The 16,581-nt window shown below is 47.8% G+C and carries 16 protein-coding genes; 13 read left to right on the top strand and 3 right to left on the bottom strand.

From position 1 onward, the window contains the following. Nucleotides 1–201: 201 nt before the first annotated feature. The gene (locus tag H6F68_RS26600; protein WP_190436937.1) at nt 202–402 is read right to left on the bottom strand and encodes a hypothetical protein; all 201 of its coding nucleotides are present in this window, start codon (nt 400–402) and stop codon (nt 202–204) included. A gap of 256 nt (nt 403–658) precedes the next feature. Here H6F68_RS26600 and H6F68_RS26595 point away from each other — a divergent pair, with 256 nt between their 5' ends. The 13 genes from H6F68_RS26595 (at nt 659) to H6F68_RS26535 (ending at nt 11,196) form a co-directional block, all read left to right on the top strand. Further along, a complete protein-coding gene (locus H6F68_RS26595) occupies nt 659–1,507 on the top strand; it encodes an alpha/beta fold hydrolase (RefSeq protein WP_313930252.1) in 849 nt (282 codons plus the stop codon). Nucleotides 1,508–1,731: 224 nt separating this feature from the next. Next, nucleotides 1,732–2,175 carry a photosystem II protein PsbQ gene (gene psbQ, locus H6F68_RS26590; RefSeq protein ID WP_190436934.1) on the top strand — a complete coding sequence of 148 codons (444 nt, stop codon included), beginning with the start codon at nt 1,732–1,734 and terminating at the stop codon, nt 2,173–2,175. 86 nt (nt 2,176–2,261) lie between these two features. Further along, a complete protein-coding gene (locus tag H6F68_RS26585; protein ID WP_190563698.1) occupies nt 2,262–3,359 on the top strand; it encodes an FAD-binding oxidoreductase in 1,098 nt (365 codons plus the stop codon). Nucleotides 3,360–3,370: 11 nt separating this feature from the next. Continuing rightward, nucleotides 3,371–4,261, top strand: coding sequence for an alpha/beta fold hydrolase (locus tag H6F68_RS26580; RefSeq protein ID WP_190563696.1), 891 nt, complete (start codon nt 3,371–3,373; stop codon nt 4,259–4,261). Between the two features lie 88 nt (nt 4,262–4,349). Further along, nucleotides 4,350–4,739 carry a group 1 truncated hemoglobin gene (locus H6F68_RS26575; RefSeq protein WP_190436924.1) on the top strand — a complete coding sequence of 130 codons (390 nt, stop codon included), beginning with the start codon at nt 4,350–4,352 and terminating at the stop codon, nt 4,737–4,739. A 150-nt stretch (nt 4,740–4,889) separates the two neighbouring features. Then, nucleotides 4,890–5,156, top strand: a complete 267-nt coding sequence (locus H6F68_RS26570) for an AbrB/MazE/SpoVT family DNA-binding domain-containing protein (RefSeq protein WP_190563694.1) — start codon at nt 4,890–4,892, stop codon at nt 5,154–5,156. After that, nucleotides 5,144–5,473 (top strand): type II toxin-antitoxin system PemK/MazF family toxin, encoded by a 330-nt coding sequence (locus H6F68_RS26565; RefSeq protein WP_190563692.1) that lies wholly within the window; start codon nt 5,144–5,146, stop codon nt 5,471–5,473. Before H6F68_RS26570 ends, H6F68_RS26565 begins: the two co-directional genes overlap by 13 nt. Nucleotides 5,474–5,521: 48 nt before the next feature. After that, nucleotides 5,522–5,713, top strand: a complete 192-nt coding sequence (locus tag H6F68_RS26560; RefSeq protein WP_190563689.1) for an antitoxin family protein — start codon at nt 5,522–5,524, stop codon at nt 5,711–5,713. A gap of 343 nt (nt 5,714–6,056) precedes the next feature. Further along, on the top strand, nt 6,057–6,479 hold the full coding sequence (locus tag H6F68_RS26555) for an EVE domain-containing protein (protein ID WP_190563687.1): 423 nt from the start codon (nt 6,057–6,059) through the stop codon (nt 6,477–6,479). A 218-nt stretch (nt 6,480–6,697) separates the two neighbouring features. Further along, on the top strand, nt 6,698–7,156 hold the full coding sequence (locus H6F68_RS26550) for a hypothetical protein (protein ID WP_206755565.1): 459 nt from the start codon (nt 6,698–6,700) through the stop codon (nt 7,154–7,156). A gap of 466 nt (nt 7,157–7,622) precedes the next feature. Continuing rightward, a complete protein-coding gene (locus H6F68_RS26545) occupies nt 7,623–8,624 on the top strand; it encodes an ABC transporter substrate-binding protein (RefSeq protein ID WP_190563683.1) in 1,002 nt (333 codons plus the stop codon). Between the two features lie 20 nt (nt 8,625–8,644). Beyond that, entirely contained in the window at nt 8,645–10,198 is a 1,554-nt protein-coding gene (locus H6F68_RS26540; RefSeq protein WP_190563681.1) for a sugar ABC transporter ATP-binding protein, read from the top strand. After that, the gene (locus H6F68_RS26535; RefSeq protein WP_190563679.1) at nt 10,195–11,196 is read left to right on the top strand and encodes an ABC transporter permease subunit; all 1,002 of its coding nucleotides are present in this window, start codon (nt 10,195–10,197) and stop codon (nt 11,194–11,196) included. The genes H6F68_RS26540 and H6F68_RS26535 overlap by 4 nt, the downstream gene beginning before the upstream one ends. On the opposite strand, the gene H6F68_RS26530 is transcribed toward H6F68_RS26535, so the two are convergent. Beyond that, nucleotides 11,193–14,861 carry a hydantoinase B/oxoprolinase family protein gene (locus H6F68_RS26530; protein ID WP_313930251.1) on the bottom strand — a complete coding sequence of 1,223 codons (3,669 nt, stop codon included), beginning with the start codon at nt 14,859–14,861 and terminating at the stop codon, nt 11,193–11,195. The two genes, H6F68_RS26535 and H6F68_RS26530, sit on opposite strands and share 4 nt — an antisense overlap. A gap of 23 nt (nt 14,862–14,884) precedes the next feature. Next, complete coding sequence (locus tag H6F68_RS26525; protein ID WP_190563677.1) at nt 14,885–16,342, bottom strand: class I SAM-dependent methyltransferase; 1,458 nt, start codon at nt 16,340–16,342, stop codon at nt 14,885–14,887. Between the last annotated feature and the right edge of the window lie 239 nt (nt 16,343–16,581).

The raw sequence follows: 16,581 nt of genomic DNA, 5'->3' as shown, positions 1-16,581 counted from the left end.
CAGCTTTACAGCCGCAATTTATAACAGTTTTAAGGGCGCTCTCCCACTGAGGAAAGCGCCCTTTTTAAGTTTGATGCAGTCATTCTAATAGGAACTGACTAGCTGAAGGCTAATCAACTTAGACCTCAACAAAGTGTTTCTACTTATATAAACAATCAACAAAAGCCCAAATAAACAGGAAACAGAGCCGTCTGGCGTCAATTAACTGAGGGAAGCGTGACTGCGATCGTAGGAAGCTCGGAAAGAGGGATGAGCTTTGCCTTGAATATGGTTCCAGTACTCTGATGCTTCAGCAGGCATCCCTACTTCTGCCGCGGCACGACCCAGCATCGATTGCTGACGATTTTTGATCAAGTGGTGGTGGCGCATCATTAAAGCACGAGCTTGATCTTGAGCAGACATAAATAGTTCTCCAATTAGATGAATCGATCTGAGCATTTATGGGTTGTTTAATCAATATAACAAATTTTTCTGTATCTAAAGTTACAAAATGCTTTACATGCCATATTATTAATATTTTTTTACAAATAGAGTGAAACCAAAAGTCTTTGCAGGCTAAGATGCGTTTCACTAAGCACGCATCTCCAAGGAACGCCAGCTTGTTTAGGCTACCGTTCAGCGGTAAGCTCAGACCACTTGAGCTTGTGGGAGAAAAGCTGTGGCAGTTGAGGAGCGTTTGGTTGAAGTAGGGCCGTTGAAATGGTTTTGCCGAGAAGCAAACCCGATGAACTCAACGGATAAGCCGCCAGTGCTGCTGCTGCACAGTTTTCCTTCCCAAAGTTACAGTTGGCGGCAGGTGTTGCCTGCTTTAGCCGAGCAAGGTTTTCGCGCGATCGCACCAGATTGGCCTGGGTTTGGCTTTTCTGCCAAGCCAGATAAGCGAGATTTTGCTTACACGCCTGATGCTTTTGTCAGTGCTTTGGCAGACCTGGTGCAAGCGCTGGAAGTGGAACGGTTTTCCTTGGTGGTGCAAGGTTTTTTGGGAGCTGTAGGACTCCGCTACGCTTTACAAAATCCTGACCAGATCGAGCGCTTGGCTATTTTCAATACGCCGCTCTCTACCACTGCAAAGCTGCCTTGGAAAATCCAACAAATGGGATTGCCCTTGGTGGGTGACATGATGACGCAAGACCCCTTGCTAGTGGATCGATTGTTGGAAGGGGGTGGGCCTTACCAGGTGGCTGACAAAGATTTGGATGTGTATCGGCGGCCTTTCCTGAAAAGCTCGGATGCGGGGCGATCGCTGCTATATACGCTACGCAACTTACAACTGCCAACAGCCACCGCAGAAATTGAGCCAGGCTTTGCTAACTGGGAGCGGCCTATTTTGGTGGCTTGGGGCATGTCCGATCCTTGGTTGCCGTTTAGCATGGCCGAAAACTTTACTAAAGCGGTTCCTGATGCAGAGCTAGTAAAACTAGAGGAAGTGGGACACTATGCGCAAGAAGACTGGTATGAAAAGGTGAATGAGGTGCTATTACCTTTCCTACGTCGTCAAAGTCATTGAGCCTAGCTAGGATTGAGATGCTAGTTAGATTTAGGCGATCGCTGCCTTAAGATCTCGCAGTCTTTATTTAGGAAGAAGACTTTGAGTACAGTCTTGAGATATATTTCTTTACGAAAATTATAAATGGTCGCCCCCTAAGCGCCTCTCTAAAAACTGATTTGAGTTTTGGGATAGGTTCTAATCAACAAGGCAATTAATTTTGCAAGTGGTAAACAAGTAGAGTTATGAGACACTATCGGTCAATTTTGGCTCTAGCACTGGCCTTCGTCACAGCGTTTCTCGTCAGTTGCAGTAGCCCCACCAGCACCAAAACCCTGACTTACAGCCCCACTCAAGTCGAGCGCATCCAAAGTTATGCCTCTGGTATCACTGCCCTTCGCGGTCGCATGCCAGAGTTGGCAACTCTAATCGAAAATCGTGAATGGATCGATGTTCGCGGCTTTATTCACGGTCCTCTAGGAGAGTTGCGGATCAGAATGGGAAATTTGGCTCGCAACTTACTGCCCGATGCTCAAGGGCAAGCGCGGCAAGCTGCTCAAGACATTTTTACTCACCTAGAAGAAATCGATGAAGCGGCTCAAAACGGCGATTATCGTCAAGCGATTCGCAACTATGCGGAAGCGTTGAAAGACTTTGACGCTTTCTTCCAACTCGTGCCCAACAGCTAGAAAAAAGATCTCTCCCCACACCCCTCTCCCGTGGGAGAGGGGTTTTGAATGTGGCATCCTAGGCTCTTAATTTTGAAGCGAAATCTATGAGTCGTGTTGCTGTGGTGGGTTGTGGGGTCGTGGGAGCTGCGATCGCCTACGAACTCAGCCAAATACCAGGATTGACGATCACTGTGTTCGATCGCCAACTTCCTGCTCAAGCCGCAACGGGAGCTGCCTTGGGTGTGCTAATGGGCATCATTAGCCACAAAGTGAAGGGTAAAGCTTGGCAGTTGCGGCTTGCCAGTATGCAGCGGTACGAAACGTTAATTCCAGAACTAGAGGCGATCGCAGGTTGCAATATTCCCTGGAATCGCAACGGTATTTTGAAGCTGTGTTTTGCCGAGGAAGACCTCGCTAAATGGCAAACCTTGGCTGAAACCCGAAAAAGTCAAGGCTGGCCGCTAGAGATTCTGGATGCGGCTCAGCTTCCGAATCAGTACCCTTATCTCAACCCGGATTCGATCAGTGCGGCCATCTACTCACCTCGCGATCGCCAAGTCGATCCGGTGGCTCTCACACGCGCCTTGGTCACGGCTGCCGAACGCAACGGTGTGACGTTTCACTTTAATGCTGCTGTAGAGACCGTCACTTGTAGCCCTGGCTCCAACAATTCACAGATTTGTGCTCAGTTACAAACGACAGCGGGAAACTTTGAGATTGATTGGTTGGTCGTGGCAGCGGGCTTAGGCTCCACACCCCTAACTGCGGCTCTGCAACAATCGATTGAAATTCGTCCAGTTTTAGGTCAAGCGCTACATCTGCAACTCGACCAACCCCTAGGTATCCTGGAAAAGCAACCTGTGATTACAGGCGACGATGTGCATATTGTGCCTCTAGGCTCGAATCAATACTGGGTAGGAGCAACCGTCGAATTTGCTGCTGCTGAGGAAATTGTGGCGGATGAAGCACAATTGCAAACAGTTTTGGAGCAAGCGATCGCCTTCTGTCCTGCTTTAGCTAAAGCCACTGTACTCAAAACTTGGTCTGGTTTGCGCCCACGTCCGGAAGGCCGTCCTGCTCCAATCATTGGGCCGCTGCCAGGTTACAGTAATGTTTTACTGGCTACAGGTCATTACCGCAATGGAGTTTTGTTGGCTCCTGCAACGGCTCAGATGATCCGCCAACTGATTACCACCGAGTAAAGGAGTATGAGGTGAGCGAGACACCAGACTTTATTCTTTATGCTCAGCATGGTTGGGCGGATAGCAGTCGGGAGATTACAGCTCTGGCTCAGAGCCTCGCTTCGCCTCAGACTAAAGTTGTGACGCCAAATCTTGGTTTTGTTAAAACTTGGCTGCGGATTGAGCCTTTGATTGAGCATGTGGAGCAAGCCGCGATCAATATGCTGGCGACTTACCCTGAAACTCCCATCCGCATTATTGGGCACTCAATGGGCGGCTTGATTTGGCTAGAAGTGCTGAATCGTCATCCTGAATGGTGGTCGCAGGTAGACTCGTTGGTGCTAGTGGCCTCTCCCGTAGGTGGTTCAGACTTGGGTCGCATTTTCGATCCATTGCAGTTTGGGTTAGGTATTGCTCGCGACTTGGGGAAAAACCGCCGCACCATTGCTGAGACGATCGCGGCTGTGATTCCGACTTTGACGATCGCGGGAGATTATGACGGTGGAAGCGACGGCACGATTCCGGTCGAGTCGAGCAAGTTTCGCCATGCCAAATTCGTCTGTATCTACGGCTTGCCTCATGCCACGCTGAAAAATCACCCCGCTGTTGCCACTGCCATTCGAGATTTCTGGGGCGAAGCGACTGAGGAATCTGAGTTGAGTGGGCACCTGATTCAGCGCTTGCGTTTGGTGGCAGGTATGACTGATGCTCACCGTCGCGACTTTGAGCGATCGCAAGTCACCCTAACTTTTGAGGATGGCACTACAATTCGCACCTGGAAAAATCCGTTTGGAGTGGATCATGTGTTCGTCGCCAGTCCCAGAGGCCAATGTCTCTATGGTGGTTTTGTCGGCTGGTTCCATGCCGATGATCTGCGCCAAGCCTTAGAAGAAATCCAGCGAGAATATCACCCGCAGTCCTAAGGCGATCGCTTGTTGCATTGCTTGAAGCGTTCGGATACCTGCCTTTGCTGTCGGGAACAATAAGCATCAACCCCCAGGAGAACCAACTATGCAATCTCAAGCAACTTCTCTCTACGAGCGGCTCGGTGGTGTGTACAGCATTGCCACGGTTGTAGATGACTTTATCGATCGCATCATGGATGACCCACGCCTCAACTCCAACCCATTAGTTGATGAAGCCCACCATCGCGTTTCCAGGTCTGGATTCAAATATTTGGTGACGGAAATGGTCTGCTGGGCAACAGGTGGCCCTCAACAATATAGCGGTCGCTCAATGCACGATTCTCACGCTCATCTTAAAATTACGGCAGAGGAATGGGAGTCCTTTTTAGACGATTTTCAACAAACGCTAGACAAGTTTGCGGTACCTGCTGCTGAGCAAGCTGAGCTGTTTGCGATCGTTCAAAGCACCAAGCCCGACATTGTAATTCCTGCTTAAGACTTCATTCCTAAATTAGTTCGTGATATTAGGCGATCGCTCTTTTCTGATGGAGAGGAGCGATCGCTAATTTTGAGATGGGTTCTTGCGTTGTCGTAGCTCTATTTCTGTACGTACACTGTACTTACTGACAGTCAACAGAGTATTTCAGTGAACCCAGTTGTCAAAACTCGCATCATCAAAATCGGCAATTCTCAAGGAATTCGGATTCCCAAGTTACTACTAGAGCAATTGCATCTCAGTGATGAAGTGGAACTAGAGGTGCAGCAAAACCAACTCATCATTCGTCCTGCCCGATCTGTACGCCAAGGCTGGGATGAGGCGTTTCAGAAGATGGCTGAGCAAGGAGACGGTCAATTACTAGATCAAGAAGCAACAAGCCTAACGAGTTGGGATGCGGATGAGTGGGAGTGGTAGCTAAGCGCTTTGATGTATATCTGGTAAATCTCGATCCCACTATCGGCAGTGAAATTCAAAAAACTCGTCCCTGTTTAGTCGTGTCTCCAGACGAGATGAACCGAAATATCAGTACTGTGATCATTGCACCGATGACGACAAAAGGACGGGAGTATCCAACACGGGTAGCTTGTCGTTTTCAGGGCAAAGATGGTCAAATCGTTTTGGATCAACTTCGTACGGTTGATAAAGTACGGCTTGTAAAACGGCTTGGTCGCATTAGTGCTACTACACAAAAACTAGTTTTGACGGTTTTGACAGAGATGTTTTCTGAATAGCTATTATTAAAAAGCTTTCAGCTCATTAAGTAACATTGGAGAAGGTGTATGAAAACGATTACGGCTATTTATGAGCAAGGTGTTTTGAGACTAACTCAGCCTGTTGAGCTACCGGAAGGCACAGAAGTACAAGTTGTCATTATTACGAATACGAATGAGGCTAATGCTCCTAAAGGAAATGCTGCAAGTATCCTAGCCGCGATCGCTGCCCTGCCAGAGGAAACCGTTGATGAAGCATAGTTGAAAATATAAAAGTATCACCTAATTTTCAGATCTATTTTTTAGGTTTGTCGATCGTTCTTTTCTTTAAGAGAAGACGATCGCTAACTTTTGAGATAAGTCCCTATATTGCCATAGCTTTAGTCCTGTAATTACATTGTACTTACCTAAAGTAGTTAGAGTTTTGCAGTGAGTACAGTTATAGAGGATATATTAAGCAAAATTAGCAGTAATTTTTCCTATCTCATTCATACGCCGGGGCTGGGATGAGAAATCTTGAAAGATAGCTGGACAAGAATATGATTAGACATTGGACTAAGAAGTGACAGTTATAGATTATTAATCAATTAAACCTATTCTATTTATGGCTTACTTCCTAAACTTATTTTCTCCTACAACTTACGAAGTTTTTAGCCAAACCGAAATGAATATATCTGGTTTTCGGCTAAGGCATAAGAATGTTGCTCAGAACATTGCCATTGGAGATAAGTTTATCTGTTACATGACTAAACTGTCACGATGGGTAGGTGTGCTTGAGGTAATGAGCACAGCCTTTGAAGATAACACTCCTATCTATGAGGAAAATGATCCCTTTGTAGTGCGCTTTAAAGTCAAGCCGCTAGCTTGGCTAGCAAGGGAAGCAGCTATTTCTATTCACGAAGATGAGCTCTGGAACTCATTATCTTTCACCAAAGATCATAATAAGAACTCATCCACATGGACAGGAAAAATCAGAAGTAGCTTAGGTCAGCTAAAGGATATGATGGTAAATTACTTGAGAAAATGATTAAAACTCAAGTATCTAAGAAAAAACTATTTGAATTTGATGAACGTGAATATCAGAAATTCATCGACCACCAAATTCGTAGATTGGATAAAGTTATATCTGTGTCTGTCCCAGAAGACATAGAGGTAATCTCTCAAGCTTCTGCACAAGAACCCATCTCTATCCGTGAGTCAGTTAAGATTCAATCTCTTATTAGCAACATTGGCTCCTGAATGGGAATGAAGATTTGGATTCCTAAAAATGATAGGACTGCTGTTTTGAATGAACGGAAAAGCACAGAGCAGTCAGTATTAAAGATGCTCCCGCTTAATTATGATGAAATAACCCTGAAAACGATTGAACAAATTGATGTTTTATGGTTGAAAGGAAGAGCTATTGTACGTGCTTTTGAGGTGGAGCATACAACCTCAATTTATTCGGGTCTTCTTCGCATGGCAGATCTTTTAGCGCTCCAGCCTAATATGGATATTAAGCTCTATATCGTAGCTCCTACGGAAAGACGTGAAAAAGTTTTCCAGGAAATTAGACGTCCAGTTTTCTCGCTACTGGATCGAGGCCCTTTATCAGAGAGTTGCACTTATATCTCATACGATAGCTTTCAAGAACTATCAAAGCTGAAACATCTGGATCATCTATCTGATAGCGTCCTGGATGAGTATGCTGAAGAGGCCGAATAATTAAGTAGTTAAACACAGCTAGGTCTTAAATTAAGTCAGCGGCTGTAAAGTTTAGTAACTACTCTTAACTAGGCCATTGGATAGATGCGGGATGTTTTTATAAAAGCGGAGGATAAACAAGTAAAGGGTCATTTCGAATATAAATCTGTCAGTTTGATAGCAACGTCTTCTAGCAGTTTTAGCTAAAGGCAATTTCGAGATTAAACACTTCTAAACGTGTTTTAACATAAGTAAATAATTTAGTGCTTTGAGGTGCAGAGATAACTCTGTATCCAGTTAAGGCATTCAATTAGTTGGAGCTAATAGCGCTCTTCTCTAAATCAAAAACAAAATATTAGGAAGAGTTGAAATTGCAGAAGCTCAAATGCCTCTCAGTTAGGTCTGAATGATTCAGAGCTAGCTCATGCTTTTGATTAATTTACAGATCTATACTCTGTTGGCTCTCTTAATGAGTTGGTGGAAATAGATGAACGTGAAGAGAGTGGCGATCGCTGCTGGCGCTTTGAGTCTCGCCAGTAGTGCGCTTGTGGCTTGCTCACCGGCTGCCCCAAATAACCGATTAGCGGTTGAAGGCAATCAGGGCAACCCAAGCAAGGAAGCGGTGAAGCTGAAATCTGTCGCTGTCACCGTGGGCGATTTGAGTAATCCTTTTTTCGTTCTCATGGGGCGAGGTGCGGAAGAGGAGGCCAAAAGAATTGGCGGTGAAGATGTCAGAGTCACGCTAGTATCCAGCGGCTATGACCTTAACCAGCAATTTAACCAGATCGAAAATTTCATTGCTTCTGATACCGACGTGATCGTCCTCAACGCGGGGGATAGCAAAGGCATTGCTCCAGCCGTAGAGAAAGCTAAACAAGCGGGCATTGCCGTCATCGCTGTAGATACAGGAGCCGAGGGAGGCGTAGATGCCACCATCACCTCCAATAACGTCCAAGCGGGACAAGTGAGTTGCCAATACATCGCCGATCGCCTGAAAGGGAAAGGCAACATCGTCATCGTCAATGGCCCTCCGGTCAACTCCGTGTTTGAGCGAGTCGATGGCTGTGAAGAGGTTTTGGCCAAATATCCCAACATCAAAATTCTTTCCAAAGACCAGAACGCCGAAGGCAGTCGAGATGGTGGGCTGAGAGTGATGAGCGACTTGCTCACCTCTTTCCCAAAAATCGATGCTGTGTTTGCGATTAACGATCCTTCGGGAGTCGGGGCAGAGTTAGCAGCTCGCCAAGCCAAGCGCAGTGAGTTTTTCATTGTGGGCGTGGATGGCGCACCAGAAGCTAAAGAAGCGATCGAAGACCCTAACAGTCTCTTTGTCGCGACGGCGGCTCAAGACCCCCTGGGCATGACTCGCAAGGCTGTTCAAGTGGGTAATGACATTTTGCATGGCAAGAAACCTGCCAACCCCGACATTTTGATTCCAGTCAAGCTAATCACGCGAGAGAACGTCAGCGAATACCCAGGCTGGCAGTGAGATTGATTTAGGAGCTACTGATGACCACCGACATCCGAGCCTCATCTCCAGAAGGAGCGATCGCCACTCCACTCCTGGAAATGCGAGGCATCACCAAACGATTTCATGGTGTCCCGGCGCTGCAAGGCGTGAACCTCACCATCTATCCCGGAGAAGTTCATGCCCTGATGGGGGAAAACGGGGCTGGCAAAAGCACGTTGATGAAGATCTTAGCGGGCGCTTATATTGCGGACGAAGGCGAGATTTTGATCAACGGTCGTCCCGTCAACATTACTGATCCAGCGATCGCCAGACAATCGGGCATCAACCTGATTTATCAAGAGCTGAATGTCGCGCCCAACTTGACCGTGACCGAAAACATGTTCATGGGCAGGGAGTTGCGGCGAGGTCCATTTCTCGATCGCGACGGTATGGAACGAGAAGCGGCCCAAGTGCTCAGAACTTTGGGAGCTAGTTTCACCACGCACGATATCGTTGGAGATCTTGCGATCGCGGAACAGCAGCAGGTAGAAATTGCCCGCGCCCTCAAGGACAACAGCCGCATTTTGGTGATGGACGAGCCGACAGCAGCTCTGTCTGACAGGGAGACCGAACACCTGTTTGAGGTGATTCGGAGGCTACGGAGTGATGGCATTGCCATTATCTACATCAGTCACCGCATGGAAGAGATCTATGCTTTGTCCGATCGAGTCAGCGTTCTACGAGATGGGCAATACATTGGTAGCTTGACTCGCAGCGAAATTTCTCCCGATCGCCTGGTGCAGATGATGGTCGGTCGCGCCATGCAAGACTTCTATGAGCACCAACGGCAAAGTACGCCAGGTCCGGTGGTTCTGGAAGTGAAAAACATGAGCGATGGGCGCAAGGTGAAACCTGCTAGTTTTGCGGTCCATGCAGGAGAAGTGCTAGGTCTAGCAGGCCTTGTGGGTGCGGGTAGGACAGAACTATCGCGACTGATTTTTGGCGCTGACCCTAAGACGAGTGGCGTAGTCTTCTTGAATGGTCAGAGGCTGAACATCAACTCTCCTGGTGACGCGATCGCCGCAGGGATTGGCTATGTCCCAGAAGACCGCAAAGACCAAGGGCTGTTTCTAGAGATGAGTTCTCGCAAAAACATCGTCCTAAATCGGCTGAAGCAAGATGCTCATGCTGGCCTGGTCAATTGGGGTGCAGTTAATCAGGTGGCGACGGACGCTGTAGAGAACTTTAATATCCGCCTGGCCAACTTGGAAATTCGAGCTGTAGACCTGTCGGGGGGAAACCAACAAAAGTTGTTGCTGGCCCGCTGGCTGGCGATTAAACCCAGAGTGATATTGCTGGACGAACCGACCCGTGGGGTAGACATTGGGGCAAAAAGTGAGATTTACCGCATTATTAGCGACCTGGCCGCAGAGGGAGTCGCCATTCTCATGGTTTCTAGCGAACTGCCAGAAGTTGTAGGGATGAGCGATCGCGTTTTGGTAATGCGGGAAGGAGAGCTGGTGGGCGAACTGGGCGGCTCCACTGGCAGACAAATTACGCAAGAAAACATCATGGCTTACGCCACTGGCGCATCGGAGGTAGCAGGATCATGAGCCAAACCGAATTAAGACCGCGTCGAGACCAGACGAGCGATCGTCCCCGTGCTCAGAAACGCAAAGGAGCCAAGGACTTACTTCAAGTGGCAGGAATTCTGCCCATCCTGCTGATTATTGGGATTCTGTTTACGTTTCTCACGCCTACCTTCCTGACGCCTGGCAACCTAGTCAATATCATTCGCCAAGCCTCGATCAACATTGTGCTAGCCACCGGGATGACCTTCGTGATTCTGACCGGAGGCATTGACCTTTCCGTTGGCTCGATTCTGGGGGTTTCTGCGGTGGTCGCAGTGCTTGTCTCCCTGATTCCAGCGCTAGGGTGGGCCGCTGTCCCCGCAGCACTATTGGCAGGATTGGGAATGGGATTAGCCAACGGTGCCTTGATTGCTTTTCTTGATCTGCCGCCGTTTATCGTCACTTTAGGCGCACTAACGGCCTGGCGAGGCACCGCCTATTTAGTGGCGAACGGCACAACCGTGATCAACCGCGACCTCAACTTCGCCTGGATTGGCAACAGCTATCTTGGCCCTATACCTTGGCTAGTAGTGATTGCGTTACTCGCGGTGGCGGCGAGCTGGTTCGTCCTCAGGCGCACTGTCTTGGGTGTGCAAATCTATGCGGTAGGGGGTAACTCAAGAGCGGCGCGATTAACTGGGATTAAAGTGAATCGGGTGCTGCTGTTTGTCTATGGTGTCAGTGGCTTGCTCTCCGGTTTAGCAGGCATCATGAGCGCCAGCCGCCTCTACAGCGCCACGGGGATGTTGGGCAACGGCTATGAGTTAGACGCGATCGCCGCAGTCATTCTCGGTGGCACCAGCTTCACGGGAGGCATTGGCACCATTGTCGGTACGTTAGTAGGTGCACTGATTATCGCGGTGCTTAATAACGGCTTGACCCTGTTGAATATGTCCTATTTCTGGCAGCTGGTAGTCAAGGGTTTGGTGATTATCGCCGCTGTAACAATCGACCGTTTGCGTCGCCGCAATCGCCGTTAGAGCGAACCGTAACCTCCACCACCAGGGGTTTCAATCACAAACACATCGCCGGGGTTCATTACGACCTCGGCTTTGCTGTCTAACGGCTCAATGGTGCCGTTTTGTCGTTCTACCCAGTTACGCGCGATCGCCCCCGATTCACCTCCCTGTAAACTGAAAGGTGGAACGCGCCGACGATTAGCAAGAATCGCCGCAGTCATAGCTTCGCGGAAACGGATGCGACGAATTACGCCATTGCCACCGCGATATTTACCTGCACCCCCACTCTCAGGCCGAATCGCAAAGGTTTCTAGCAATACGGGAAAGCGCCATTCCAACACTTCTGGATCTGTAAGACGAGAATTGGTCATATGCGTTTGCACGGCATCGGTCCCTGCAAAAGTTGGGCCAGCCCCAGATCCACCACAGATGGTTTCGTAATATTGATAGCGATCGCTGCCAAAGGTGAAATTGTTCATCGTGCCTTGAGAAGCCGCCAACACACCTAAAGCCCCATACAGCGTATCCACGATCGCCTGCGACACTTCCACATTTCCCGCTACCACTGCCGCTGGATATTGTGAATTGAGCATAGAACCTTCCGGGATATGAATCTCCAAAGGCTTGAGACACCCAGCGTTTAAGGGAATGTCATCCTCTACTAAGGTGCGGAACACATAAAGCACCGCCGCTTTCGTCACCGCCAAAGGTGCATTGAAGTTGTTGGGTTGCTGGGGGGAAGTGCCTGTGAAATCAATTCGGGCAGTTCGAGCTTTGTGATTGATTGCGATCGCCACTTGAATCTGGCTACCATCATCCATCTCGTAAGTGAAGCTGCCATCCTTCAACGCTTCAATCACCCGCCGTACCGACTCTTCGGCGTTATCTTGCACATGGCGCATATAAGCTTGCACCGTCTCCAGGCCAAAATGCTCTACCATCCGATGCAGTTCTTGTGCCCCCTTCTCATTCGCCGCAATCTGCGCCTGCAAATCTGCTAAATTCTGCGTCAGGTTTCGCACTGGATAAGGCCCAGAAGTCAAAAGCTCCACCAATTCCTGCTCGCGAAACTGTCCCTGATCGACGACTTGGAAGTTATCAATCAGAATCCCCTCTTGCTCCACCGAAGTACTATTCGGTGGCATCGACCCCGGTGTAATTCCCCCAATATCCGCATGATGACCCCGAGAAGCGACGAAGAAGAGAGGGGAAGAGTAATCTGTGCTAACTGCTGCAAACACAGGCGTAATCACCGTCACATCTGGCAAATGCGTCCCGCCATTGTAGGGATTATTGATCGCATAGACATCTCCTGGCTTGAGCTGATCTCCTTTTGCAGCTAATAAACTCTGCACACTCTCACTCATCGACCCCAAATGCACTGGGATATGAGGCGCATTCGCCACCAGTTGACCTTGCCCATCAAAAATCGCGCAAGAGAAGTCCAGCCGCTCCTTGATGTTGACCGAGTAGCTAGTATTTTGTAGCGTAAACCCCATCTGCTCCGCGATCGCCATAAACAAGTTGTTGAAGATCTCCAACATTACCGGATCAACATTCGTGCCGATCGCTTGTTGCCTCGCCAAAGGTTGGGTACGTTGCAACACCAAGTGATTACGCTCATTGACCTGCGCCTGCCATCCGGGTTCAATCACGTTAGTTCCGGTGGCTTCAATGATGATCGCGGGACCAGTAATGCGATCGCCAGGTTGCAGATGGGCTCGATCAAAAACAGAGGTATCGTACCAAGTATCTCCCGTGAACATTTGGACAGATGCGATCGCCTCTGGTTCTCCAGTTCTGCGTTGCTCAGCGATCGCCTCTTCAGGAATCTCGGTCACGCCTACCACTTCCACCGAAACCGCTTCCACAATCAAGGCTTTGTGTGGGGTAGTAAAGCCATACCGTTGTTGATGAGCTGCTTCAAAGCTAGCTACCATCTCCAAGATACTGCCAAATTTCACAATCAGCGCAGAATCAGTTCCCTCATACCGCAACTGAACTTTAGAAAGAACCTGAATATTTGAAAATTCCAATTCTCCCCAATTTATAGCCCTAGCGGGCATACCAGAAAGGGGGGCTAGGGGGGCCTCATTGTCCGACCGAGCGAGTTCAGCTTTCGCATCATTGGCAAGCTCGGTCAGAAGCTTTTCCAAATCTGGAGCCAACCCATCCGTCAACTTCGCCTCAACCGATCGCTCCCGCAACACCCGCAGATCCGCCAAGCCCATTCCATAGGCTGACAGCACGCCAGCAAACGGATGAATAAGCACCTGTGTCATTCCTAGAGCATCCGCGATCGCACAGGCATGTTGTCCGCCCGCACCACCAAAACAGCAGAGCGTGTATTCCGAAACGTCGTAACCCCGTTGAACAGAGATTTTCTTGATTGCATTCGCCATTTTCTCCACAGCGATCGCTAAAAATCCTTGTGCCACTTGTTCTGGAGTACGGTTGTCTCCGGTGACTTCTCGAATCTGAATCGCGAATTCGGCAAATTTATCCCGTACCACTTCGGCATCCAGCGGCAAATCTCCATTGGGGCCAAAGACCTTGGGGAAGAACTGGGGATGCAACTTGCCCGCCATGACATTGGCATCCGTCACAGTTAAGGGGCCATTTTTGCGATAACAAGCAGGTCCAGGATTCGCCCCTGCTGACTCTGGCCCGACTCGGTAACGTGAGCCGTCGAATTGCAGAATCGAACCACCACCTGCTGCGACCGTGTGGATGGACATCATGGGCGATCGCATTCGCACACCTGCCACTTCCGTTTCAAAGGTGCGCTCATATTCGCCGTTGTAGTGCGCCACATCGGTGGAAGTGCCGCCCATATCAAACGTGATGATTTGCTCAAACCCTGCTAACTTGCTGGTTTGGACTGCGCCGACAATGCCTCCCGCTGGCCCCGAAAGGATACTGTCTTTACCCTGAAAAAACTTCGCATCGGTTAACCCCCCGTTGGATTGCATAAACATCAGTTGCGTATCGCCTAGCTGGCCTGCCACGCGATCGACATAACGCCGCAAAATTGGCGAGAGATAGGCATCCACCACTGTCGTGTCCCCACGACTCACCAATTTCATTAGGGGGCTAACTTCATGGGAGACCGAAATTTGTGTAAACCCAATCTCTCTGGCTAGATCGGCAACTTGTTGTTCGTGGTTGGGGTAACGGTAGCCGTGGAGGAAAGCGATCGCGCAAGCTCGAATTCCACTTTCATAAGCCGCTTGTAACTCAGGACGAAGGGCTTCTAGATTCACTGGAGTTAATTCTTCACCTTGAGCTGTGTAGCGTTCTTCCACCTCAATCACTTGCTCATAAAGCATTTCGGGCAGAATGATTTGGCGGGCAAAGATATTGGGGCGGTTTTGGTAGCCGATTCGCAACGCATCCCGAAAGCCTTGGGTAATCAGGAGAACCACGCGATCGCCTTTCCGCTCGAGCAAAGCATTAGTCGCTACAGTCGTTCCCATCTTCATCGCTGCAATTTGCTCGGCTGGAATCGGTACCTCAGTCGCTATTCCTAATAACTCTCGAATGCCTTGGAGGGGTGCATCTGCATAGCGTTCGAGGTTCTCTGACAGCAGCTTGTGAACGACTAACTCACCATCCGGTCGTCGTGCCACAACATCGGTGAAGGTGCCACCGCGATCGATCCAAAATTGCCAACGCGAATTAGACACACTATGCCTCTTCAGAAGATTTTCTATACAGCAATTTTTTTTACTATTAATTGATACCCTGAATGAATAATTTCGACCTTAGGCATAAAACTATTTATAAATCCATCGATTCCAATCTTGGTGTTCTGAGCAGGATCCTCAGGAAACTGAAAGTCATAATCATCAAACACTAGTATTCCTTTTACTTTTGCCAGCCGCCAACTTAAAACAGCATCTACGAGAACATCACAGGCTAAATGAGAGCCGTCAATATATATCAAGTCATAATAATCAATAGGCAAAGTCGGCAAAACTTGGTGAGATAAACCAACTATCTTTTCAACTTTCTCAGCAAAGCCAGATCTTTGAGTATTAAAGTCGAATCGGTTTTCTAAAGAGTTGATTCGCTCAGTATCATAGGATTGATGCTCAAAACTTCCCTGAAAAGTGTCAACACAAGTAATTTTTGAAGATGGATGAGTTAAAATATTTTCTAACAACCAACAAGTTGATCTACCTTCCCAACTACCAATCTCCAAGAAATTTAAGTTGGGTTGATCAACAAATGCCTGAAAGCATTTCTGCCATACAGAAATATTCCCGCTGAACCAATCAGATGTGAAACTATAACCTTTTTCCTGGACACTAATCTTGTAACTTAAAAAGTTAAGACTATCTATCACATCAGGATTCTGAGCATCAGCCTCTATAGCTTTTTGTAAATCTTTTTTTGCTTGGTTAAATTGCTGAAGCTTGATTTGCGTAAACCCTGAATTGCAATATATCCTTGCAACATTGTCAGCGCTCAGATTTACCTGTATCTGTAATGCTTTTCGAAATAATGGTAATGACTGGCTCAAGAGATTTTGTCGATTTAGAGCAACGCCGACAATACTATAAGTTATAGCCAATTCATCTCTTATCTCAGCAAAGATTGGATGGTGACTGATACCTTCATTTTTAATCAAACAAACTTCAAACAATTCACAAAAGGGATTAATAAGTAATAGATTCTTTAAAACTTGTTTCAGATAATCTAAGTTCAATGACTGCTCTTGTCCTTTTTTCAAAAAGGATAACCCATAGACAATTTGTGGTAAAAGCTTTTCGCCTTCTGCTTCAAACAAATTAATTTGAAAAGATAGCCAGGTAAGAGCTAGTAAATTATTTAGATCTTCAGGAATAAACTCATGAATATAACAACGAATAAGCCAAGCTGATTGCCACCTATCCTTCTGCTCTTGCAGCTGGGCAGCTTCTGATAAAACTCTTCCCAATTCCACCGTCATTGTCTGAGTTTCTTCAGCAGTTCCTTGCGCCATTGCTGATAGCCAGGTTAGTTGGGCTTCTGATTCTTGACCTGAAAGAAGTAAAACTAATCCTAAATGCCAATAATTTGACATTACAGATGGTTCAGCTTCAATACGGCTTTGATAGAGTGAGATCGCTTCACTGTAGTTGTTTGGTGACATTGAAGAACTAACTTGTCCTGCATAATTCATTGTTGTAAGCCTCACTATAACAACTGAATGATAATTAATGAGAAGCTTTGACCAGCTCGACTGCTTCAGTTAACTTAGTTGAGCCTGTCTTTGAGAATTCCCTGAGTTTGACCAATAATTACATTCTCAGTATCCAGAGAAATTGCTCATTCAAATACTTAGGCGTTGAATCATAAGCCTATGGCAGAAAAAGCTCTTTTCCATTGGGTCGCAATTCTATAGTTGCTTACGGTTACAAA

The sequence above is a fragment of the Trichocoleus sp. FACHB-262 genome (assembly GCF_014696035.1).
Taxonomy (GTDB): Bacteria; Cyanobacteriota; Cyanobacteriia; order FACHB-46; family FACHB-46; genus Trichocoleus.
This window is presented reverse-complemented; position numbering and strand designations above follow the sequence as displayed.

Coding starts and splice junctions, on each gene's coding strand:
- H6F68_RS26600 (WP_190436937.1), bottom strand. CDS start 402: ATGTCTGCTCAAGATCAAGCTCGTGCTTTAATGATGCGCCACCACCAC.
- psbQ (WP_190436934.1), top strand. CDS start 1,732: ATGAGACACTATCGGTCAATTTTGGCTCTAGCACTGGCCTTCGTCACA.
- H6F68_RS26585 (WP_190563698.1), top strand. CDS start 2,262: ATGAGTCGTGTTGCTGTGGTGGGTTGTGGGGTCGTGGGAGCTGCGATC.
- H6F68_RS26575 (WP_190436924.1), top strand. CDS start 4,350: ATGCAATCTCAAGCAACTTCTCTCTACGAGCGGCTCGGTGGTGTGTAC.
- H6F68_RS26560 (WP_190563689.1), top strand. CDS start 5,522: ATGAAAACGATTACGGCTATTTATGAGCAAGGTGTTTTGAGACTAACT.
- H6F68_RS26555 (WP_190563687.1), top strand. CDS start 6,057: ATGGCTTACTTCCTAAACTTATTTTCTCCTACAACTTACGAAGTTTTT.
- H6F68_RS26550 (WP_206755565.1), top strand. CDS start 6,698: ATGAAGATTTGGATTCCTAAAAATGATAGGACTGCTGTTTTGAATGAA.
- H6F68_RS26545 (WP_190563683.1), top strand. CDS start 7,623: ATGAACGTGAAGAGAGTGGCGATCGCTGCTGGCGCTTTGAGTCTCGCC.
- H6F68_RS26540 (WP_190563681.1), top strand. CDS start 8,645: ATGACCACCGACATCCGAGCCTCATCTCCAGAAGGAGCGATCGCCACT.
- H6F68_RS26535 (WP_190563679.1), top strand. CDS start 10,195: ATGAGCCAAACCGAATTAAGACCGCGTCGAGACCAGACGAGCGATCGT.
- H6F68_RS26525 (WP_190563677.1), bottom strand. CDS start 16,342: ATGAATTATGCAGGACAAGTTAGTTCTTCAATGTCACCAAACAACTAC.